At 55.9% G+C, this 21,968-nt stretch carries 21 protein-coding genes and 1 tRNA gene; 16 read left to right on the top strand and 6 right to left on the bottom strand.

From position 1 onward, the window contains the following. Entirely contained in the window at positions 1–2,112 is a 2,112-nt protein-coding gene (locus ACK509_RS02580; protein WP_410764937.1) for a hypothetical protein, read from the top strand. On the opposite strand, the gene ACK509_RS02575 is transcribed toward ACK509_RS02580, so the two are convergent. From ACK509_RS02575 to guaB, 4 genes are all read right to left on the bottom strand, one after another. Next, entirely contained in the window at positions 2,113–2,259 is a 147-nt protein-coding gene (locus tag ACK509_RS02575) for a hypothetical protein (RefSeq protein WP_410766279.1), read from the bottom strand. A gap of 174 nt (positions 2,260–2,433) precedes the next feature. After that, positions 2,434–3,024 carry a response regulator transcription factor gene (locus tag ACK509_RS02570; RefSeq protein ID WP_410764936.1) on the bottom strand — a complete coding sequence of 197 codons (591 nt, stop codon included), beginning with the start codon at positions 3,022–3,024 and terminating at the stop codon, positions 2,434–2,436. Positions 3,025–3,180: 156 nt separating this feature from the next. After that, positions 3,181–4,254: a TrmB family transcriptional regulator sugar-binding domain-containing protein gene (locus ACK509_RS02565; protein ID WP_410764935.1), complete on the bottom strand. Its 1,074-nt coding sequence runs from the start codon at positions 4,252–4,254 to the stop codon at positions 3,181–3,183. A 122-nt stretch (positions 4,255–4,376) separates the two neighbouring features. Next, positions 4,377–5,873 carry an IMP dehydrogenase gene (guaB, locus tag ACK509_RS02560; protein ID WP_410764934.1) on the bottom strand — a complete coding sequence of 499 codons (1,497 nt, stop codon included), beginning with the start codon at positions 5,871–5,873 and terminating at the stop codon, positions 4,377–4,379. A 606-nt stretch (positions 5,874–6,479) separates the two neighbouring features. On the opposite strand from guaB, the gene ACK509_RS02555 reads away from it, so the two are divergent. From ACK509_RS02555 to ACK509_RS02520, 8 genes are all read left to right on the top strand, one after another. Next, entirely contained in the window at positions 6,480–7,340 is an 861-nt protein-coding gene (locus ACK509_RS02555; RefSeq protein ID WP_410766236.1) for a DUF5794 domain-containing protein, read from the top strand. Between the two features lie 51 nt (positions 7,341–7,391). Next, positions 7,392–7,778: a secondary thiamine-phosphate synthase enzyme YjbQ gene (locus tag ACK509_RS02550; protein WP_410764933.1), complete on the top strand. Its 387-nt coding sequence runs from the start codon at positions 7,392–7,394 to the stop codon at positions 7,776–7,778. Positions 7,779–7,821: 43 nt separating this feature from the next. Then, complete coding sequence (locus ACK509_RS02545) at positions 7,822–8,049, top strand: DUF5795 family protein (RefSeq protein ID WP_410764932.1); 228 nt, start codon at positions 7,822–7,824, stop codon at positions 8,047–8,049. A gap of 51 nt (positions 8,050–8,100) precedes the next feature. Next, positions 8,101–8,278, top strand: a tRNA-Trp gene (locus tag ACK509_RS02540). 87 nt (positions 8,279–8,365) lie between these two features. Next, a complete protein-coding gene (locus ACK509_RS02535; RefSeq protein ID WP_410764931.1) occupies positions 8,366–9,139 on the top strand; it encodes a hypothetical protein in 774 nt (257 codons plus the stop codon). After that, positions 9,132–11,048 (top strand): hypothetical protein, encoded by a 1,917-nt coding sequence (locus ACK509_RS02530; protein ID WP_410764930.1) that lies wholly within the window; start codon positions 9,132–9,134, stop codon positions 11,046–11,048. Before ACK509_RS02535 ends, ACK509_RS02530 begins: the two co-directional genes overlap by 8 nt. Before the next feature lie 79 nt (positions 11,049–11,127). After that, complete coding sequence (locus tag ACK509_RS02525; protein ID WP_410764929.1) at positions 11,128–11,766, top strand: M48 family metalloprotease; 639 nt, start codon at positions 11,128–11,130, stop codon at positions 11,764–11,766. A 105-nt stretch (positions 11,767–11,871) separates the two neighbouring features. Continuing rightward, positions 11,872–12,684 (top strand): hypothetical protein, encoded by an 813-nt coding sequence (locus ACK509_RS02520; RefSeq protein ID WP_410764928.1) that lies wholly within the window; start codon positions 11,872–11,874, stop codon positions 12,682–12,684. A gap of 54 nt (positions 12,685–12,738) precedes the next feature. Here the strand turns inward: ACK509_RS02520 and ACK509_RS02515 are convergent, their stop codons facing one another. Further along, positions 12,739–13,014 (bottom strand): winged-helix domain-containing protein, encoded by a 276-nt coding sequence (locus ACK509_RS02515; protein ID WP_410764927.1) that lies wholly within the window; start codon positions 13,012–13,014, stop codon positions 12,739–12,741. Between the two features lie 532 nt (positions 13,015–13,546). On the opposite strand from ACK509_RS02515, the gene ACK509_RS02510 reads away from it, so the two are divergent. The 6 genes from ACK509_RS02510 to ACK509_RS02485 all read left to right on the top strand — a co-directional run bounded on the left by ACK509_RS02510 (position 13,547) and on the right by ACK509_RS02485 (position 19,058). Beyond that, complete coding sequence (locus tag ACK509_RS02510) at positions 13,547–13,738, top strand: hypothetical protein (RefSeq protein ID WP_410764926.1); 192 nt, start codon at positions 13,547–13,549, stop codon at positions 13,736–13,738. Next, a complete protein-coding gene (locus ACK509_RS02505; RefSeq protein ID WP_410764925.1) occupies positions 13,738–14,775 on the top strand; it encodes a tyrosine-type recombinase/integrase in 1,038 nt (345 codons plus the stop codon). Before ACK509_RS02510 ends, ACK509_RS02505 begins: the two co-directional genes overlap by 1 nt. A gap of 161 nt (positions 14,776–14,936) precedes the next feature. Continuing rightward, positions 14,937–15,173, top strand: a complete 237-nt coding sequence (locus tag ACK509_RS02500) for a hypothetical protein (protein ID WP_410764924.1) — start codon at positions 14,937–14,939, stop codon at positions 15,171–15,173. Positions 15,174–15,264: 91 nt separating this feature from the next. Further along, on the top strand, positions 15,265–16,896 hold the full coding sequence (locus ACK509_RS02495) for a helix-turn-helix transcriptional regulator (RefSeq protein ID WP_410764923.1): 1,632 nt from the start codon (positions 15,265–15,267) through the stop codon (positions 16,894–16,896). Between the two features lie 300 nt (positions 16,897–17,196). Further along, positions 17,197–18,549: a hypothetical protein gene (locus tag ACK509_RS02490; protein ID WP_410764922.1), complete on the top strand. Its 1,353-nt coding sequence runs from the start codon at positions 17,197–17,199 to the stop codon at positions 18,547–18,549. A 230-nt stretch (positions 18,550–18,779) separates the two neighbouring features. Beyond that, positions 18,780–19,058: a hypothetical protein gene (locus ACK509_RS02485; protein WP_410764921.1), complete on the top strand. Its 279-nt coding sequence runs from the start codon at positions 18,780–18,782 to the stop codon at positions 19,056–19,058. A 27-nt stretch (positions 19,059–19,085) separates the two neighbouring features. On the opposite strand, the gene ACK509_RS02480 is transcribed toward ACK509_RS02485, so the two are convergent. After that, positions 19,086–20,036: an HNH endonuclease signature motif containing protein gene (locus tag ACK509_RS02480; RefSeq protein WP_410764920.1), complete on the bottom strand. Its 951-nt coding sequence runs from the start codon at positions 20,034–20,036 to the stop codon at positions 19,086–19,088. 203 nt (positions 20,037–20,239) lie between these two features. Here ACK509_RS02480 and ACK509_RS02475 point away from each other — a divergent pair, with 203 nt between their 5' ends. After that, positions 20,240–21,856 carry a hypothetical protein gene (locus tag ACK509_RS02475; RefSeq protein WP_410764919.1) on the top strand — a complete coding sequence of 539 codons (1,617 nt, stop codon included), beginning with the start codon at positions 20,240–20,242 and terminating at the stop codon, positions 21,854–21,856. The last annotated feature ends 112 nt before the right edge of the window (positions 21,857–21,968 follow it).

Genomic DNA, 21,968 nt, shown 5'->3' with positions numbered 1-21,968 from the left:
ATGGCACAGTCCGGGCAGAGCGATGAATCTCGTGCCCCCCCAGGCCACGAAGTGGGATTCTCGCTTCCATCAGAGGGGGAAGGTCTCATCGTCCGAGACCGTATTGAGCGGCATCAAGTACGAATTCGGACGCAAACGGCTATCACGCCCGAACCGACAGACGAAACTCGGTTTTGGTTCCCGACAGATGCAGCAGTTCGGATCGAGACGACTGGATTTGAGGTCACTGGCCTCAAAGGCATCATCGTCCGAGATTTGTTCGGTGAGATGGTCACGCAGGTAGACCGCGAAACCGACATCACGCTCGATTCAGGGTCGTACAGTCTGGAGCTGTTCACGTCGATGAAGGTGTACATCCAGATTTCATCGTCACTTCGTATCAAAGCCGACAGCCACCGGACGAGGATTGAACTTCCGGAACGGACGCCGATTCACGTTGGTGCGCGGTCCTATCACCGAAGTCCGGCGACGACTATCACGACGACCGAAGACCCGCGAGACGTCATGAAAGCCGTTTCTGCCTTCGGGTCTGCACTGAAAACGACCAGTGTCGAACGGTCCTACCCGACACTGCGCGGGCACCCACCCCTCCTCGAAGTTGGTGACGAACTGGATATCCCAGATGGGGTCGAACCACCGAACACTGGGCTTCGAATCGTCGTCCCGCCCGAACTCCAGTATATCGTCGTGGTTGCACCTCTCGTATATTATCTCGGTGCAACACTCGGATCCGGAGCACAACCGCGAATCGAATCAGAGACAGGGTTCGTCCACTTGCTCGACGGCCCACACGGCTTCGAAGCAGAGGTCGAACGCGTGCTGAAGCAAACGTTCTTCTTCGACTGTGTGACGCGGACGGAAGGTTACTACCGCGTCGACCTCCACGAGCGGGAGGCCGTCGAAGAACGAACAAACCTCGACTTTACCCAACTCTACGATGCTGAACCGGGAGAGCGACTCAAGGAGTACCTCTCCGTGCCGTTCGACGTCGTCTCCGAGTTGATGCCCGAGTGGAAGTTGACGACGCACGTCGAAGCACAACGAGACAATCTCTCGCTGCTTCCGTTCATCGTCAACGACCTCGCGGTCGTGAAGACGCCAAACACCGAACGAATCGGTGCGGACGAACTTCAGGCGTCTGCGGTCGATGACTTCCTCCGCGACGAAGAGACGTTCACACGCAGTGCAGCATCGTCACCGCCGAGTACAGACACCTACATCAAACCACAGAATGCCGAGTCTGCCGACCAAGCGTGGGTCGGTGATGGTGCGCCCGTGGGGGCGAGTAAGCCAACTCAACAGGCCTACGAAAACCGACTCGCGCGGACGGCGAAAAACGGCACAATATCGATTGCGGTCGTCTGCAACGACCTGGAGATGAGTGCAGAAGAGGACCTCGTGGACACCATCTACGGGTCACGAGACGAACTTCCGTTCGAGGTTTCGTACCACAAAGGCCTCTCGATGAGTGAGCTTCGAGCAGTGCTGGAAGAACAGAACGACTTTCTCCACTTCATCGGGCACATCGACGGCGAGGGCCTCCAGTGTACCGATGGGAGACTGGATGCACATTCAGTTGGTGAAATCGGCGCTGAATCGTTCTTACTGAACGGGTGTCGTTCGTACGACCAAGGCTTAGCCTTCATCGACGCTGGCGCTATCGGTGGTATCGTCACCTTGAGTGACGTGATAAACAAAGGTGCCGTGGAAGTCGGCGGTGTCCTCGCCCAGTTACTCAACATGGGATTCCCGCTCCAGACGGCGCTGAACGTCTCTCAGCGAAACTCTACGACGAGTCAACAGTACACTATCGTCGGCGACGGCGCACTGTCGATTTCGCAGACGGAAAGTGGGATGGCGATAATTTGTGAGGTCGAGCAAACACAAGAGGCGTACACACTGACGTTCAAAACGTACCCCACAATCGAGAGCAGTATGGGCGCACTCGTCAAGCCAGCAGTTTCGAAGAACGGACAACACTATCTCGTCTCCTCGGACGAAGCAGTATTCGAGGTCAGTAAAGCAGAGCTACGCGAGTTCCTCACGTTAGAACAAGTTCCGGTGTTTTACCGTGGTCGGCTTTTCTGGAACGACGAGTTCCTCGAATCGTAATTAGGGGCCGGAGATGTACGTCGCCATGTTGGCGGATGCGTTCCCTGCCTGCGCGAGCAGGAGGGTCAGCGTGAATAGGACGCCCATCATGCGGGGGTTCTGACGAAGGTACGTAAGCATCGTGTTGCTGTTGTCGGACATGTGCATCTACACCAATGGCCGATGCCAACATATATTTATTCGAGTAATTCTGATACGAAATTAACTTAATTAACTAGGTGTCAACTCGAATGAATCTGTCAAATGCTCACAAACGAGTGCGAGAGATGATATTCGGGCAGAGAGGAAGAAAAAGGAGGGCTTTCCCGGAACAGGTCCGACTCAGTTGTCGTCGGTCCCCGCAGCGTTCCCGATGTCACGGTAGACTGCAGAGATGCCGCGCGTCTCGTCGAGTTGGTTCAACGTCTCGTCGAGTTTCTTGCGCAGTTCGCTGAGGCGGGTGTTGAGGGTGTTGTACTCTTCGTTGTCTTCCAGGGTCGTTACGTCCTTCTCAGCCTCGAGAAGGGCCTTCTTCGAGGCGAGAGAGAACAGCTCTTGGACTCCCGCATCGTAGGTGTTTCGCAAGATAAGATTAGAGACAGTCTCGGTCAGCGACTCGCGCGAGACGGGTTTGACGAGGTAATCGTCGAAGCCCATAGCGATGATGTCGAAGTCCGGTTCGACAGCTGTTACCATCGCAACGCGGCACTCAAAGCCGCGGTTACGAATCTCAGCGAGCGCTTCGTCACCAGAGAGGTCAGGCATCCGACGGTCGAGAAGTACGACGTTGACTTCGTCGTCGAGCTTGTCGAGCGCCTCTCGGCCTCCGTAGGCGACACGAACGCGATAGTCGTCCCTAAGCCAGGTTGCGTACAGATCGGCGAGGTCCGGCTCATCTTCAACGATGAGCACAAGCGGCTGATCAGCACTCATTGGTATAGTAGTGGTGTTCCGGGAACACTCACGGAACTGAATGTTGTTTGGGGCTATATCAAAATACCCCTTGTCGTCTGCGTGTGCCCGGATTGTTTGTGTTCGTACGACGTATCTAACTCCCGCCTTGTTATAGATTCCGGCGGGGCAACAGATTCAACGTATTTCCTCGATGGTGATGCGATTTGCCTCGATATCTTCGAGGAGCGCACCCCACCCGCCGACAGTGTATGATTCGCCCTCAGTATCGACAGTGAGCGTCACCTGCCCAGCGAGTTCAGAAAACGAAGGCGTCTTTTTCGGGGCCGAAACCGCGGTATAGTACACATCTGAGAGCGTTCCGTGGATGTCGATTGGGTCGTGGCTCTCCGTGTCGAACCCGGAGATTCGGACGTCTACCTCCGCGCCGTTACGGATGCGTGGGGTGACGTCTTGGATGAAATGCCGAATGTCGGTGTAAACGACCGGCGGTTCTTCCGATTGAGTCGAGTAGATGACGTCCCACACCTCCCACAGGGCAGTCTGAAAGTACCAGTGGAAGACGTACGCGAGCGTGTAGTCGTCCACCAGAACACCGTAGGTGTTGACCGAGTTTGCATGTGGAGCAAAACACGCACCTGTTCGGTCGACGATGGCAACGAACGGAGAAGGAAGGGTTCGCTTTCGAACCTCCGTGACTATGTCTTCGTACGCCTCGATTTCGGGGATTTCGAGGTCGGAACCGGCCTCTGGGTGTAGCGATATTTTGACCAACACGTCGTTTTCGTGGGCCACCGCGATTGCAGGCCGGAGTTCATCGAACTGGTCGGGTGTAATCGACAGTTGGACTTCGTTGGTCGCGTTCGTAATGAGTTCTTCAGCGCGTTTGAACACCGTCTCGAAGCGTTTGACGATGCTGAGCATGTGGCGGTCCACGGCCGGTTGTTGCCAGCGTGATTCGATTTCAGAGGCCGCTTCACTGAGTTGGGTTGCTCGGTTTTTCAGGTCGTTCATCACCGTGTGCGGGTCGCGCGCACGAGCATGTAGACTGTCTTGTTCGTAGGTCTCGATGTACTCTTTCGCTTCGAGGTCTCTGAGAACGTCGTAAATTCGTGCCGTCGGCACTGCACACGCATCGGCAAGTTCGGTCGCACTCGCGGCCCCTAACTCTATGAGCGCAACGTACGCTTCGGCCTGGTACTGCGACATCCCTGCGTTTCGAAGCGCAGTACGCAACTCCGCGGTATCCATCACTCTGGTAATGCCACGAGATACATCCCTATTAATCACTCTCTTTTTTGAGTACACGCGTAGTGGTCGAGTCACCACTCACGGTTGAGGAGTAGAAAAACGGCGAACAGTGTGTCTCGCAGTTATTCCTGCGGGCTGTAGTTTGGTGCCTCGTCGGTAATCATCACGTCGTGCGGGTGGCCTTCGGCCTGCCCCGCAGACGAGACGCGAACGAACCGAGCGCGCTCTTTGACGTCCGGAATCGTCTCGGCGCCGACGTAGCCCATGCCGGATTGCATGCCACCGACGAGTTGGTGAAGTTCAGACGCGAGCGAGCCTTTGTACGGCGTCGCAGCCTCGACACCTTCGGGAACGTACTCTTCGTCTTCGTTGTCCTCTTTGAGATAGCGAGAGGCACCGCCGGAGCGCATCGCACCGACCGAGCCCATGCCGCGGTACTGCTTGTACTTCTTGCCGTTCATCGTGATGACGCGACCCGGCGCTTCGTCGGTTCCGGCGAAGTAGGAACCGAGCATTACGGCGTCCGCACCTGCGGCGATGGCCTTGATGGCGTCACCGGAGTAACGGATGCCACCGTCGGCGATGACGGGGATGTCGTATTCAGCGGCGACGTCTGCGACTTCCGCGACAGCCGAAATCTGCGGCATGCCGGACCCGGAGACGACGCGCGTGGTACAGATGGAACCGGGGCCGATACCGACTTTGATTCCGTCTGCGAAATCGACGAGTTCTTCGGCGGCCTCGCGGGTACCGACGTTGCCGACGACGACGTCCGCATCGACGGACTCCTTGATTTCACGGGCGGTGTCGATGACGTTCAGGTTGTGCGCGTGGGCACAGTCGATGAAGATGACGTCGGCACCGGCCTCGTCGGCGGCCTCAGCGCGTTCTCGGTCGAACGGACCGACTGCGACACCACAGACGAGACGGCCTTCCTCGTCGCGGGAGGCGTTCTCGTACTCACGGCGCTGGAGGATTCCCTGCATCGTCACGAGGCCGACGAGGTGACTCTCGTCGTCGATGATGGGAACGCGTTCGATTTTGTGGTCGTACATGAGTTCGAGCGCCTCGCGGGCGGTCACGTCGCGCGTGGCCGTGATAACCTCGTCCGTCATCGCTTCTTGGACTTCGTCGGACTCGCCGACTTCGAGGTACGGACGGATGTCGGTGCCGGAGATGATGCCGAGGACGGTGTCGTCGTCGTCGACGACGGGTGCGCCGGAGACGCCAGCACGTTCCATCATCTCGTCCACGTCGCTGATGGTCTGTTGCGGTTGCGCGGTCACGACATCCTCACGGCGGATGACGAGTTCGTCGGCGCGCTTGACGCGCTCGATCTCGTGGACCATCTGCTCGGTGTTCATATTGCGGTGAAGCACGCCGAGGCCGCCCTCGCGGGACATGCCGATTGCCATTCCGCTCTCGGTCACGGTGTCCATCGCAGCGGACAGAATCGGAATGTTGAGTTCGACGTTCTTCGAGACGCGCGTCGAAACGTCTGCGTCGTCGGGTTCGACACGGCTCTCCATCGGTCGAAGTAGCACGTCGTCGAATGTCAGCGATTCAGGTACCCGAAGTTTTTCGGAAAAGGACTCTCGGTCTGGAACGTCGTTCGCCATATCAAGCGTGGTGTAGGTGACGACAAAAGGGTTGCGAGATAGCACGGGAATGTTGATGTGTGGCAAACTGGTTGCAGAAATAGACACGAAGGTGGATACCTTTTCGCGCCTGATGCGTTCGTGGTTGCGTGACTCGCTAGCAGGAGGCGAATCTATCCCGAATAATCACATTAGTCACAAACGTGCATCGTAGAGTCGTAGGCTGTGTGGGGAATTTCCTATGAATCGTCAGTCCTTTTAAAAACAGCGCCAGAGATTCTCGTGTTGTATGCGGTCGTATCCCACACAACGTTTAATATCCCAGTCCCAAATCTGTGTTGTATGGACTCCACGTGTCCCGCCGCATCGCGTATTGCCGGTCAGATGACCCGCTCCTCCGGCATTCTCTTTACATCGATGTGGCAGACACTTAAACGGGGTTTTAAACTTGGACGAAATGGACGGAATGTACGCCACGCTCGTACTCCCTTGTCCGAATTGCGTCCTTATCACCGCTTGGCCGATGGTGACGGTCAACAATAGCATCGAATGAGTGTTTCACGCCACCCAGTCGCCCTTCGTCTCGAGCAGCAGGTTGGTGGTGCCACCCGCCTGCTCGCGACCGTTATGGGCCTTCCGTTGGTCGATGGTATCTTTCCCGCGCTCATCATCGCTGGCGCGCTGAACTCCGTCACGGGTATTCTCCAGACCGGACTCCTCATCTTTGGTGGGTCCGCGACCGTGGCGGTTATTCTCGCGGAGATGGACGGGACGCGCCGTCAGCAACTCACGTCCATCGCCATCCTCGGTGCGGTCCTCATTCCCGTCGCCGTCGCCGAAGCGGCGCTCGCACAGACCATCCAGACGCTCCTCAACTTCGAGGTGTTCCACCGCTTTGCCGGTCTGGTCATCCTCGCTATCGCCGCGAAGACGGCCTCCTCGAAGGTCGGTGAGTATCTCCCCTCGCCCAGCGTCATCATCGGACTCGGTCTCGTGGCTAGCTTCAACCCCGCAGGCGCACAGTTCGTGTTCAACCCTGACCCGACGATGCTCATGCACGCAGGTGCGGCCGCCGGGACCGGCGTCGCATTTGCGGGTAGCATCGCGGTGTTCGCCCCACGCCTCCGCGGCACGGTCGATATCGACCTCTTCCGCTTCGGCAGTTCGGTCGCACTCGGCATGCTCGCGCTCGACGTACTCGGCCTGATGCCCACGAAGGCACCGGTCGCACTCGGCGTCCTCGGTGTCACCGCACTGTTCGCGTTCGACCCCAGCGTATCCAACGAAGGTGTGAACGCCGCACGCGACGTGATGGCCGACGCAGACCAGCGCGCTTCGGCCAACGGTGCTGTCGCCGACGGCGGCGACGACCTGGCCGACGACGAACTGGACGACCAGCAGGCCGACGAATCGGACTCGCAAGCGTCCGAGCCAGAACCGGGCTACGGATACCCCGGTGAAGGAGAGTCGCGCGCGCCGTGGCTCTAAGCTAACCACTCTTCCTCGAATCGTTTTGCAACTGGCCGACGAACGGTCAGTATGCACCAGACCTTCGACGTTCGAACAGACCGCCGACTCGAAGTTATCGACGTGACCGACCGTGTTCAGTCGGCGCTTCCGAGCGGCTACTCCGGCATCTGTACCGTCTTCTCGCGACACACCACGACGGGTGTCTGTATCAACGAAGCCGAGTCGCGCTTGCTCTCCGATATCGAACACCTACTCGGCGAGGCCGTCGCTGATACTGGCTGGGAACACGACACACTAGACAACAACGCCGACTCGCACCTCCGCGCACTCCTCGTCGGCAACGGCGTGTCGATTCCGGTGGTCGATGGCAAACTGGACCTCGGGCGCTGGCAGTCGGTTCTCTTGGTGGAGTGCGACGGCCCGCGGACGCGCACAGTGACGGTTGCGACGCCCTGACTGTGGCGCAGGGCTTACCTACTTTGGGTGATTTCGTCGGGATATGAGCAACCGTGTCGTGCAGGGACGGATGGTGACTCCCGAGACGCTCGCCGAACTCGTCGAGGGTGAGCGCCCGATGGAAGCCGAACCGATTCAGGACGCAGACTTCGACTGTCCGGAGTGTGGCGAGAACGTCATCCAAGTGGGCTATATGCCGAGTGTGACGGAGTTCGTGGTCGCCTACAAGTGCCAAGAGTGCGATTGGGCCGACGACGACCGCGACGAGTAGAATCGAAACCCCTTTAAGAAAAATCGCCATACGAGAGGATGCAGACAGACCGGGGACGTGGCCAAGCCCGGCATGGCGACTGACTCCAGAGGCTTGGCGCCCGGGACGATACTCCAGCTGATATACTGAGCGGCCGACTGATCATCGGTTCGCGTTGACGACCCTCTGGAGTACCGAGGCGCACACCGGAGATATCAGTCGATCGGGGGTTCAAATCCCTCCGTCCCCACTCTAACTTTAACTCTTACGTAGGGCTTAATATAGGAGCAGAGGCGCTGCCTCGACGGTTTGCTGAAAACCGGGAGGTGCGTTCTCTGTGAGCGATTCTCCACCAGAGAAGAGCCACAGCGACGACGAAGAGGACGGTGGAGATCTCTGGTTCACCGAGGACGTTGACAACTCGGAGCTTGCGCAAGCAAATGAGGAATCCGGCTATATCCATTATCCAGAGAGTACGGGTTACGACCCAGTCTATCTCGAAGAACCACAAAAGCCAAAGAGTCGGTCAGACCCGGTTTGTCGGCCGCTACACCGCGGCGACAGCCCACATCAGGTTACGATGTGGGACAGAGAGATAACCAGAAAGAGGCCACCCTACGAAAAGCCGGGTTACGACATCCAGGACTCGCCGTCGTTCGACCCACCAGAGATGGACCTTGCTTGGAGGCTCGTCAAGTACCGGTGTGCGTCCTGCCACAACTTCTGTCTCGTCGATCACGCGGAGCAAGCGGCGAAATACCACGAATGTCGGAGCTGCGCGCGCATCCCAGCTGCTGACCAGAAGATTCGGGACCACCGTCTCACATCGCTGTTGTGGGCGCATTTGGCCGCCCGGGATTCCACCGCAAGGACTGGAGAGGCGACGAACGTCTTGCCCGCGCTGAGCGCCCCGAAGCGCGGGAGTGAGGAGCCTGCCGGAAGCGACCCCTCGCGGGGCGACCCGGAAGCCAGTCCGCACGAGGCCGACGGCCGTCGGCCGAGAACGTGGGTCGGTGCGGTCGGTTCTCCCTCCAAAGCTGTCTCAACACCTGAAGAAACCCAACAGCGTCTGAGCGACTACGCAGTCCCAGACGGCGGGGAGCGTGAGTAGCGATGGCAGCCAGCCTACCGGAGAAGTCGAAGGGACGGAACCGGGGGCTGAGCCTTGGCCTTCCAAGGAGACTAACTCTGTAGAGGCTCAACGCGGCCGTTCAGCCAAGGACCGAAACTCCGAGGAACTCGTCCACGAACGAGTGCTGGAGTTCATCGACGCGTACCCGGAACTAGCGGAGACGCCACTGTGCCAGACACACGGGCGGAAGCTCCGGCGCATCGTCACAGAATCAGAATGGCGTGACGAATGGGTCGAACCGCAGAGTCCGACCGAGAAGGCGTTTCAGGTGACGGAGCTAGCGAAACGAGAAGCCGCGACGTGGGCGGACGCGCTGAGTGCCTTCCTCACCGCACACACCCGGTACGATGGATTGCTCGCCCGTTTCGGTAACACAGAGGGCGAGACGTTCGAGATACCGCTGGCTGACGCGTGGGGAGAAGAATACTCCAAGAAGCAGTACGCCCGCGCGCTGGCGCTACAGAGACAGATGGCCGGTGGAGAACGACCCAGCGGAGGGGAAGCAGTAGCGGCGTGGGACTCGCCCGCGACCGCGATGCTCACCCTCACTGGCTCGTCAGTGCCGAGCGGCGCACGGATTCCACCAGTGGAACACTGCGACGCGCTGCACGACTCGTTCTCCTACGACGGTGTGCGCGACACACTCCGCAACACGATGGAGTACCATCTCGGCCTCGACGCCGACCAGTGGGGCTACTGGCTACAGGCAGAGCCGCACGGGATGGACGGCGACGGCGGGATGAACGCGTGCTACACGCACCTGCACGTGGGCGTCTACTTCGACACAGAACCGCTAGGAGAACGCGGCGAAGACCTGCACAGCGTCGGGACCGAGTTCGAACGGGTGATAGACAAGCATCTGGAGGTGTGCGAGTACGCCGGAGCGTCCGCGCACGACTACTGGGCGATAGACGACTACGAGGAGGAGTCTAACGGCTGTATCTCTCTGAACGCCAACGTGGAGAACATGGGTTCGTACCTCGCGGCGTACATGGGCGGATACACCGAGGAGTTGCTGGACAAGCCAATCGAATACCTCGCGTGGGGTTCGATTTACTGGTCAGCAGCGCGACGTCGTACCTCTCGCTCGAAGGTGCTCACCGAAGCGATCACCGCCGACGCCTGCCAGCAGCGGGCGGAGTCCGCTGAAGCGGACCAGACCGATATGCACGGCGAAGCGGTGAAGTGGGACGACGGGCGCGGCCCGGACGTAGTGTGCGAGTGCTGTGATTCTGGATGGGCCATAGACCAGTCACGACTCGAAGAGCCGATACCGGACGACGATCTGCTCGACGCCCTCGACGCCGAGGACGAGACAGCGAAAGAGGACGGTAGACTGAGCCTCGCCGAACGCTGGCCCAGCGTGGAGGCAGGCGTCAGTATCGGCGAAACGACAGAGCGCACGCGAATCAGGAAGCGTGTAGAGACAGAGATGGAACACAGCGAGAAAGAACTCTCACTGCATCAGATGCTCGGGAGGAATATCAACGAGATTCCGATAGCGCAGGCCGATTTCGTGGAATCGGTGATGCAGGGAGAGGACGACGACGGGACCGAATCGTTCGGCCGTGAAACGCTCGAATCGGAATGGCGTCTAGAGGCCATTATCGACCGCGACGGGGAAGAGCACGCCCCGAGCGGCGGTGGTGTCGATATGGTGACGCTGAAGCTGCCGGTTCAGCGCATCCTCGACGAGACGAGACTACAGCACGACTTACAGAAGGGAGAGATGTGGCGCTGTCAGAAGTGCAACTTCGGGACGCATCAACCGGAGATAATGGCTCGGCACTTCGTGAATATCGGATTAGAGGAACCGGAAGCGGCCGACCACGTGCTGCACGTGGAGGACTACTACGAGAAAGAAAGAGACTGTATGCAGCATCCGTGACGGCTGCGAAAAATATCACAATCTTCTTGAAAATCACACATGTCCGAATATTTTTGTATATTTCCAACCAATATAACGTATGCAAACCGTGGAACGTACAATGGATGCTTTTCGAGATCGTTTTACAAGGGCATTTGCCCGGTTCTACCACGGGCCGATTGAGTCCGTTGGAAGTTTCAATGGGCACACGTCTGAGGAAGACGTTTACTGGTTCGATAGCGATTCAGCTGCTTTCGGTCAGGCAACTCCTGTAGGTACAATTATTCTGAACAAGCAACGAATGCAGAATCTCTCAGAGGAAGCGGCTGAACTTGTATATCGTCACGAGAGAGGTCACCTAAATCGGCTACCTCTTTTGAGAGGATTGTTCTACGGAATGGTCATCAATGGTGTAATCGGTATTTACTACCTACTAAGCAGTCTGGGTTACTCTCTGCTAATTCCCTTTGGTATGCCTATAGAACCAATAGCGATGCTTGCAGGCGTTTCCCTGCTGCTGATACTGGCTTTCGTGATGACCGTTCGGTTAGAGGAGTTGGCCGCAGATCTCCATGCGCTCCGTGCATTGGGTGAGGAAGAATTTCTTAGCGCCTACGACGAAATTTCTAGTGAATCCAGTCAATCTCTGCACAACGAAGTAGCAAAGTTCCTCTTGTACCCATCGTTGAAGAACGTAGTTAGAGTGCACCGGTTTCTCAACTGGGTGAGGACAGAGTAGAAGTAGAAGTTCGGATAAATGAGCTTATCCCAAAATATGCAGCTGTCTCCAACTCCGCTATTGATGGAAGTTATATAATGCTATCACGTTTGACTGGTTAGAATAATGGATAAGAGTCAACAAAAAATTATTTCTGTGTTGGTTTGGGTATTGATTTCTGGCGTTATTCTGTTGATCGCTAACGATATATTTGGCTGGGTCTCGATCGGACCTTCCTCTACTATCGTTGCGGGACTTGGCGCTATTGGTCCACTTCTCCTTGCTTGGTCAACAATACGAACACTGTCTCAAAATGAGGAACTTATCAAACAAGAACTAGCCCAACTTACTCCGATTATTCGCCGTCTCGGTGATTATAGCATAAATCCAGAAGACAAAGACCACATCCAAATCACCTTGCAGAATGTTGGCGACGGGAAAGCAATACGACTCGGGCTTATACCTCAACTCTACGTTAGCACAGAGTCAAATTCGTGGTTGAAAATTGAAGACTTCGCCAAGAAGTCGAACGGCGTTAATAACATCCCACAATTAACTGCTCATTCATTCCCAATCATCAAGTCGGACCAAACAGATATTCTCTCCGCGGGAAAGGGTGGTGTTCTCGATCCTGGTGAAACGGCTAAATTTTCTGGAAGGATTAGTTTCGAAAATGAAGATGTTGACGCTCCCGTCACAGAGCTAGAGGATGGAGAATTACCCAGCACGGTGGTTTTCAACAAATTGCTCCCGGAATTAAAACAAACAGATATTGAACGTCTTGGTTTGCGCATTAAAATAACTTACACCGATATTAGAGGTAATAAGGCAACTGAACTGTTTACTGGCCCAGCATGCTTTATTGATGAAATTGAATCGCTCTCAGACATGTTGGAAATAAGAAGTGACATCTTCACGCACATTCCTAATATGAAGTGAAAGTTGTCATCCACCCACCCACCCGCCCCCTTTACGGGTCAGGGTGGTGGGTGCTTACTCGACGGCGTCGAGTTCGGCTGCGTCGATCTCTCCCGAAAGGTAGGCTTCTCCCAATTCAGAAATCACGTAGTAGCCTTCTTCGCCGACCTTCTCGACCAGACCGTATTCCTGTAGTCTCTGGAGTCGTCGTTTGATAGTCGAGCGGTGAGGAGAGGCGATTTCTCTGCGTTCGAGGTTAAACAGAATAACCCGTGGCGGAACAGCTGCGCCAGTGTCGGCTAAGAACTGGAGAATAGGGTCGTCGTACTTGCTCCACCAAGCGGGTTGCACGACCTGAGCAACACAGGTGAGTTTCTTAATGGTCACGGATATGATAAGTCAGCCCTATTTGTTGCAAGATGCAACGAACAGGGTTAGGTTTATTGTGCAGTCCTTCGCAGGAGGAGAGTAACGGAAGCTACACGCGGACCTGACTGTCTCGGGTCCATACAGAAACCAAGCGGACCCAGTGCTCCAACACTGGCCCGCGGTGGCTCCCGTAAACACGCTACGGAAGCATGATAACGTACAATCTGTGGGGTCTTGAACCCCAACGAAGTTCGGAAGAATCGAGCGCGATGCGGCTACTGAGTTTCACTTTCGGAAAAACGTCCACTTTCACTCCGGGGAGCTGGTCTGAGGTTCATACAGATACCCACCAACGTCTCTCACGGTCACAAGCTCCGCGCGGGGAGAAAGGGTCCCCGCGTGGTGCGGCCACTCGAACCAACCCAGTTAGGAAATTGGTAGCCATGTCAGAATACGAAAGCCCACCTAGTAAGCGTAGCGGACGCGCTGGCATCGACGCGACGGAGGCAGGACGATGAGTGTGGAACTCACCGTGCTGCAACTGTCGGACGAACAAACGGAGGCACTGGCCGACGGACGAAGTGCGACCTTCGGATTCGGAGAGTCGCTCATCTTCGTGACGCCGGAAGAGATCGACGCGACCGCGCTCGCGGAGTTCCTCGACGCCGAAGTGAACACGCTCGACGTTGAGCGGGAGGTCCTGTAATGAGCGACGAGCTGCGCGACCTGTCGCCACGAGAAGCGCGGGACCGATTCCTCGCCCGGCGGGCGCAATCGCAAACGCCAGCGACGGTTCGGTCCTACAAGAACCGACTGACGACGTTCGTTCACTGGTGCGAATCGGAAAACGTGGAGTCGATGGCCGACCTGAACGGCTGGCTCGTAGATGAGTACCAGACCCACCGAGAGGGGCAGGGCGTGTCTCCGGCGACGGTCAAGGGTTCGATTGTCGCGCTGCGGCAACTCGTGAAATACTGCCAGCGCATCGAGGCGGTAGACCCGAACCTGCTGGACAAAATAGAGGTTCCGAAGCTGTCGAAAGACCAGCAGACCAGCGACGAGAAGTTAGCCGCCGAGGACGCCCTCGGCCTGCTCTCGAAGTATCGTGATTCTCGTCGATTGTTCGGAACTGCGCACCATGCGTTCCTCGAAGTGGCGTGGCACACGGGCGCTCGAATGGGCGGAATGCGCGCGCTCGACCTGAGCGATTTCGACGGAGACGAACGCTCGCTGGAGTTCCGTCACCAACCGGCGACGGGAACGCCGTTGAAGAACAAGACCGACGGAGAGCGCGTAGTCGGCGTGCCGCAGGCTGTAGTTGATGCGTTGGACACGTACATCGCTCGGGAGCGTTCGGACAAACGCGACGAGTACGGGCGTGAACCGCTGTTCTCCTGTCGGCAGGGACGACCGTCCCGTTCGACGTTCCGAGCGTGGTCGTACCTCGGGAACCAACCGTGTCTCTACAGAGAGTGCCCGCACGGGCGAGAGCGGTTCTCGTGTGAGTACACGACTCGGAACGGGGCGAGTAAGTGCCCTTCGTCGCGGTCTCCGCACGCGATTCGTACGGGGTCGATTACGTGGCAACTCGACCGCGGGATTCCTATCGAACTCGTTGCTGAGAGAGTCAACGCTTCGCCCTCGACCATCCGCCGGTACTACGATAAGGCGGATGAACACGAGCGGTTCCTGAAGCGGCGTCGTGAACTGAGCGCGTCCCTCGACATTCAGAACCATGATTGAGGGGGTAGCTGATTTCGGACGACTCAGAGGCCACTCTGCCGCTTTAGGATTGAAAGAGAGTCCCTCCGTCCCCACTCTAACTTTAATTCTTACGTAGGGCTTAATATAGGAGCAGCAGCGCTCCTGCGCCCGTTTTCACAAATCCGTGGAGGTGACCGCTAATGGCGGTGAGACTCCGGTTTGAGGCTCAGAAAGAAGAATGCCTCCACTGTGGTTCTCACGTCACGCGCGACTTCCGGAGAGTCTACGGCGACTCTAACGACCGCGCACATCGCTGCTTTGAGTGTGACACACTTGTCCGCCTCCAGCGCGGATCTGCTGCCGGTCTTGATGTTCCGATTCCGGACCCACAGCTCGCGCCTGGTCGTCACGGCGGAGAACCGGGGCGGTGGCCATGACGGTTACCTGTCCGTCATGCAGTCACGAGAGTGGTTGCCTCTATCGCTGTGATCAGTGCGGGCGCGACCTCGCTGAGAGAGGTGACCGGCAGTGAGCCACGTCGCCAGTGCGCCTCACGAAACCCGCGGAAACCTACTGTACTCTGAGTTCGGTGCTTCGCCGTACTGGGCAGTCCGCCAGCTCTACAACCACATCGACGGTGGTCTGTCGAAACTCGAGGTAGAGGTTCCTCGCTTCGAGGATGAAGGAACTGAGACGTGGCACGTCTCGATGGGCTTCCACCAGTCGGGCCTCGAACCGACGAAAGCAGATACAGTGAGTTCACTTCTCGAGTACGACATCAACGCCTACGGAGAAGGTGAGCGGAAGCTCCCCGTGTGTGTTCAACCTCGACTGGCGTGGTCCGACGAGAACCGCCCTGACAGTGTCCCTGCGGCTCTCGGTCCTGCAACGAACGTCAAACTACAGAACGTCGTCAACCTCGAGTTAGACGAGATACCACACGTCTTCAAGTGGCTCATGCGGCGAGTCTGCGAGAAAGTCGGCTTCGACTGGTCACGTCGATACTTCACGGAAGAGCCACATCGGTTCTCGACGATTACGCAGCACGAGCGATATCTGCGTATCGACCGTGAACAGGCTCGGAAACTGGTCCGGCGCGACGGCGTGTTCATGCGTCTGTTCATGCTCTGCGCGGATATCGAGGGGTCACACGTCGTCTACGACTCCAACAACGAGGACGTGGTCGGTTACAACCATCAAATCCGTCTCGATCGGAACGCGATTGCTGAACTCTTCTCGAACAGTCAGCACCGTCCTCGAGGACTGCAGCTCAAACACTACCACCCACAGTACGTGCGCGAGAACTCGAACGGGGATCCGCTGTACCACCCGAAACTCGGTGCGCTCTACAAGAAGAATCTGAACAGAGACCAGGCGGTCGCGTGGAGCAATCGTCACGACCTCGTTGGCGACCTGGAAGAGAAATTGTTGAACGTGCTGACCTGGGCCGACATCCCGACCCGATCGGGAATGTGGTTCGTCCCTGACGACCACTTCTCGGCAGACGAGTCCAACCGGACGATTGCGCTGTGGGATGACCCGACGCCGCAGATCGAAGCCAGCCAGGAGTCGGTGATCATGCGGACGTTCTCACGGCTGCAGGATTCGGATCGAGACATCCTGAAGCACCTCGCGTTGACTGACGGTGGCACGCCTGTCGGTGAACTCGAGGACGAAACAGGGTGGTCGTCCACGACGATTTACCGTGTCCTCAACCGTCTCTCGGGGTTGCTCGACAACGACGGTGGAGTCGTTCAGTGGGTCTCGTCGAAGATTGCCCAGGAGGTTCGTGAACTGGTGTCCATTGCGGATGACGTAGTGGACTCAGTGGCCGCACGGATCGAGAACGTCCTCTCGGTTGACCCGCGCGACCTGGAGCGGTCTGGGCGTGCCCTGCAGAACTGGCTGAACCGTTACGGTGCTGAAGTCGTTGCAGGGATGGATGACCGAGACAAGCGTGTGCGGATTCGTATTCGGACTGTGTTGACCCAGTCGAAGAACTCCGCTTCGACAGGCGAATACCTGCCTGACGTACTTGAGGAAGGATACAGCGCATGGTGTGACGCTGGTCTCGATTCTCGACGATTCCTGAATGCAATCGTCACCTACGAACAGGCGTATGGTCCGATGCAGAACACCGTCGTCCACAAGCACCTGTAGCCGCCTGCTTGCTGAGTGGCAACACTCTCAGTCGTCTCTTCTTTTTATATACTACTCCGTCTTTTCCGTCCTGACCTCGATTTCTCGTGGAGTCTCGATTATCCCTGAGCGGTCGCGCTCGAGGAGATCGAGCGGGTGCTGTTTCGTCCGGTGGGACAGCCCCCTTAGGGAGTGTGACTAACGTCACAACTTTCAAAAAATAACCCTCCGCCTCCGCAGTTCCAGTTGATGCACGCGAAAGGCTGCAAATGCCTGTGCATTAGCATGCCATATTATGTCCACAGGAGATACTGTTCTGGTATGGATAAAGTTGGAGACCCAATTGACGTACTTGGGTACGAAATTCGCCTGTCAGAAATGATGGAGTCAATAGACGGATTCTCCGAAGACTATGATCAGTACGCTAAATCTCGGCAATCAAATTCAGGCGGGGAACGCCCTCAGAGAACTTCATCACATCAACTGGGGACTGAGCATCCGATTTTGGTTCAAATATACAATACAAGGGAAGCAATTAACGAATTCTTCCGCACAGATAGACTGAAATTCAACAATCAAGTCCAAGATACAATCACCATAGGTAAAGCCCTCTCTGGACTCGAGGATACATCAATAGTGAAACCAGATGGAACCAGAGTGGACTTAGATTTCGAAGACGTATTCGTTGAGCGGTTGTGGAAGGAGGAGGATTACTGGGACACTGTATTTGAACTTGAAATCGCATCTAGCCTTGAAGAGTCTGGATTCAATCCAAAGTTGGTGGATGAGCAACAACAAGAAGGCCCAGATGTAATACTGGAAGATGATGATTCAGAAGTCTGGTTAGAATGTAAGCGGAAAAGACCAAAACCAGAGCCAGAGCGCGAACAAGAGTGGGCAATTAAAGAGATTCTCGACCAACTATACGATTCAGTACAAATAGACGAAGATAGTCTTGCTCTTGAAATCCGGGGCCAAAGACTACTCACAAGAGATGATGTTGGGCCGATAGTTAATGTGGCTAGTTCGCTCGTAGATAAAAAGAAAATTGGAGTGGCCAGTGTCAAAGGGTCAGATCTCGAAGTTGAGCTCGTAGACTACTTCAATGGAATGAGAGAGACAACTATTCGGCCTGAGTGGGCGAAAGCTGTTCAGCCGTATGTTGATCTCACACAGAGCATTGATCTATTCGGCCACTTAAACTACGAAGTTCAGCCAGGACACTCCTACGGGCATGCGGAAGCCCAATTAAAGGTGAGCCAGGATGGAAAAGTTAGCATCGCCAATGCGTACATGTTAGGAGTCAGATGTTCTGAACAAATCGACTACGTTAACTGGATAATGGAGCCAATCAAAAAAGCTCGGAAGAAATTGACAGGCCATGAGCCAAGTGTGATTCTTGTTGATGTTCCTTTGCCAAAAATCAAAGAAATGCAGGAACACAAAACGATCGACCATAAGGGGAACGAGGTAACCCTACTCGAGCGTTTAGATCAACGAATCATCGGCCAATTATCCAATTCTGACAGTATAAGCGCAATTGTAATTACATCAAATGAAAGTGTGGTCACTGATAATGGCTACTCTCAGAGGCGGCAAGTGAATTGTACAGAAAATCTATATCCTGGTACAAAATTGTCTGATGAATTATTGGACTTCTTGAACGGAAAGTGAAATCAAACCGGATCTAAATTTGACGGGGGTCGACCACCACGAAAACCCCGCCATATCGCACCATATTGTAAGTAAGTATACGCCGCCCGGGGTGTGTCTGGTGGTGGTGGTTTCCAGAAGTGTACGCTGTCTGTTGATTCAATATTCAAGAGCGACCACGGCCCGTATTCGTAACGAGTCACATCAGAGATAGAACTAAGTAGGATTGGGTGGCCGATGGGGTGTCAGCAATGGTATTCCGAAAACTCCGAAACCACGACGGCACTCCGCTTGTTGCACTCGACCGCGACGATCTCGTCCTCGACGGCGTCATCTCCGCAGACGAGGAAGGCCGAGAAGAGAAGACCATGCACGTCCAGCGACTTGGAAAAGAGGTGTATGTCGTTCGACCAGTGCCGGAAGACGGCCCCATCACTCCGTTGGGAGAGACCGAGCTGGTACAAGGTCTCGTTGGCCAGGAGGTTCAGCGGATGAGAAAACAGGGCGCCAAATCACCGCTGCTGCAGTAATCTAACCGTCTATACAGAATCAGACTATTATCGTGGTGGCCACCACTCAAGTTCCTGATTTCGCTGTTCGATGTAATCGTCGTTGACCTTGGTGAGGGCCGCAACTTTCTCCCCGTGGCGGCTGACCAGAGAGTCTTCGAGATACGGGCTACTCGTCTCGAAGCCTGGTTTCACCCAGATCCGTCCAGATTCATCGAACGTCCAGAGACCAGCGTCGAGCGCCATGTGGTGTGTCCAGTCGAGAATGAGCACGTTTCCTATATCTTCGGCGAGTTCGCTGTGCTCTGCACGGCCCAAGACGTGACTCACCGTGAGCAGCTCGGAAGCTTCGATGCCAGTCAAAACACACTGGTGGTCGAATCGGTCATAGGCTGCATCCTTGAATTTCTGACTGACCTGGACGATCTCTCGCTGGCTGTTGATCACTCTGCCTGACGTGTCTTCCGGAGCAAATTCGGTATCTGATGTACTATCCTTGAGGTCGGTCTGAGTGGATTGTCGAGAAGGCTCAGGGGAACCGTTCGTAGCGTATTCAAAAATCGCGTCCCAGTCGTTGACGTACTTAGAGAGTGGACCCGTGTACTGGCCGTCCCCTGTGATGAAGATCTTCTGATCACCTTGGGAGTAGGTATCCTGGTCGATCATCTGCTCGGTTAGGAAGATGAAGTGGTGTTCATCTTGATTGAATTCGTCTTTGCTCCACACGTCGAGCGTGATATTGACGACCTTCCGCTCAGATCCGTCTTGGATCAGTTGTTTTTCGCGGTTATACCGATGCCAGATGTGCGTGAGCCCTTGTTCGTTTACGAAATTCCGCTTTTTTTCTTCAGAGTAGCGTACTTTCCCGATGATACCGGGATCGTCGCCCAGATGGAAATGGAAGATTCGCCCGTCGATGTCGGTGTCTAAGTAGACACCTCGCTCATCGGCTTCGCGAGAGAGGAGAGAAAGCCAGTCTTTGGTGGCGTTCGGCGGCATGTATCAAGCAACAAATTAGACACATATGTCAGTTCGCATAGCACCGCATTCGTTTTAGAGTTACTCTGTCCCGTTATCGGTGTAAGTCTGTGAAATATTACTGTGGATGCGAACGAGGATTCTCCCTTGAGATAATTTGAAGTTAGAAATGTGAACTTTCTTCCACAGATTCAAGATACCCACTCCGAGAGTTGGTATTATCAATGCAAGCGGATGCAGATACCAGACGACTCGCAGTCGCATTTTCCGCCCTCCTCATTCTCGCACCCCTTGCGGGTTGCACAGCGGCGCTTGACGCGACAGGCTTAGACAGTGGACCGGCCGTATCCGATGTTCGGCTTGAAGAGTACGACGACCGACCGCTCCTGGCGTTCAACTATAGTGTTGACGACTATTCGGACGCTCTCCTTGAGGGACCGTCTGGCCAAGTAATCCAAGAGACGAAGCTGGAGCCGGATCAAGAAGTGGCGGCATTCAGTCTCGCTGACCCTCGTCCGGGCAATTACACGGTTATCCTCCAGAAGGGTGGTGAGACAAAGTCGAAAAAAACCGTCTCCTACGAAGGCGCGTCACCAACGATTACGACTACGGAAGCAACGTGGTCAGGGGACACACTCCAGCGGGTCAGCGTGACGGTGAGCAACGACGGCGACCTCCCTGTACAGATTTCTGAGGCGGTTGTCAGTGCTCGTGGCTCGGAAATGCAGTCAAGCCCTTACGTCTGGGTCATGCCCGGTGAGGCCGAGACCTTCTCGATCACCCCCTCCTACGGAGAAGTCTCGATCGACTCGGCTGGTGAGGTCCGCGGGTCGGTCTCGGTCACTACGTCCGCGGATGAACTCTCCAGTTCGTTCACGAAGACGTTCGAGGGACCAGACTTAGCAATCACGGATATCGCACCCGTCTGGGACGGTGGATCGCTGGAATCCGCATGGGTAACTGTCGAAAACCAGGGTGACCTCACGGCTACGGCTTGGGCGGGTATACAGAGTGGTGACGAGGTACTGGCCTCGACGTACAACGAGTCTATTTCACCCGGACATAGCGTCCAATACGAGATTACGCATTACAGTGGAACGATCTACGAACCAAAGACGTCGGGAGAAATCCAGCTACAGGCGATTGCGAACTCCCCATCTGGGTTCACGACTCATGAGTTTACTCGTGAGGTTGCCTCAGCGAGTCTCAGCGTCGATTCGTTCACTCCGGTCTGGGAGAATGGGCGGCTTACCAGTGCGAAATTCACCGTGTCGAACAACGGTGACGTTGCCACCGATTTCTCGGCGAGCCTGATGGTCAACGGTCAAGAAGTGAAGGGAGGTTCGACTAGTCAATCGCTCGCTGGTGGTGCGACCGAAGAGTACGAAATCGTGGACGCCGGCTGGGGTGCTAGCTCTGCGCTGTTCATCAGCGATGGTGGCAAGGAGACGGTGACTCTCGAATTGACCAGTGCTGGAAATCCTGTCACGGCGAGCAGTAGTCAAGAGTTCGGCGGCCCAGACGCTCAAATCAACAGTGTGGACGTGACCGCCTTCGGGAACTACGACAGCGACACCTCTGACTTGTCTGGCTTGAGACTCGAGGTCCAGAACACCGGGGATTCGATGCTGGTGTACGATTCGGTTCGGTACGAAATCGACGGCGTGAGCTCGACCGAATCACTCTCGTTCGAATCAAAAATCAAACCAGGCGCAAGCACGACTGAATATCTATATCCGGATCTCACAGTCACTCCAGGGGACCACCAACTCACGATTAAATTCGTCCGAGATGGGGAAGTCGCTGACTCCGAAACAGTGGAAGTGACAATCTCTGAGTAAACGTTCTCAGGAGTTCGCTGTCCTACCACTAATTCTGTCGTTCAAGACTCACTCAGGTAGTCCCTCAAGCTTGTTTAGGTCAAACACCCCGGGGTCGAGCGTGAATGTATAC

It is taken from the genome of Haloferax sp. DFSO60, assembly GCF_046557615.1.
Classification (GTDB): domain Archaea; phylum Halobacteriota; class Halobacteria; order Halobacteriales; family Haloferacaceae; genus Haloferax.
Note: the sequence above shows the minus strand (reverse complement) of the source record. Positions and strands in the feature narration are given on the sequence as shown.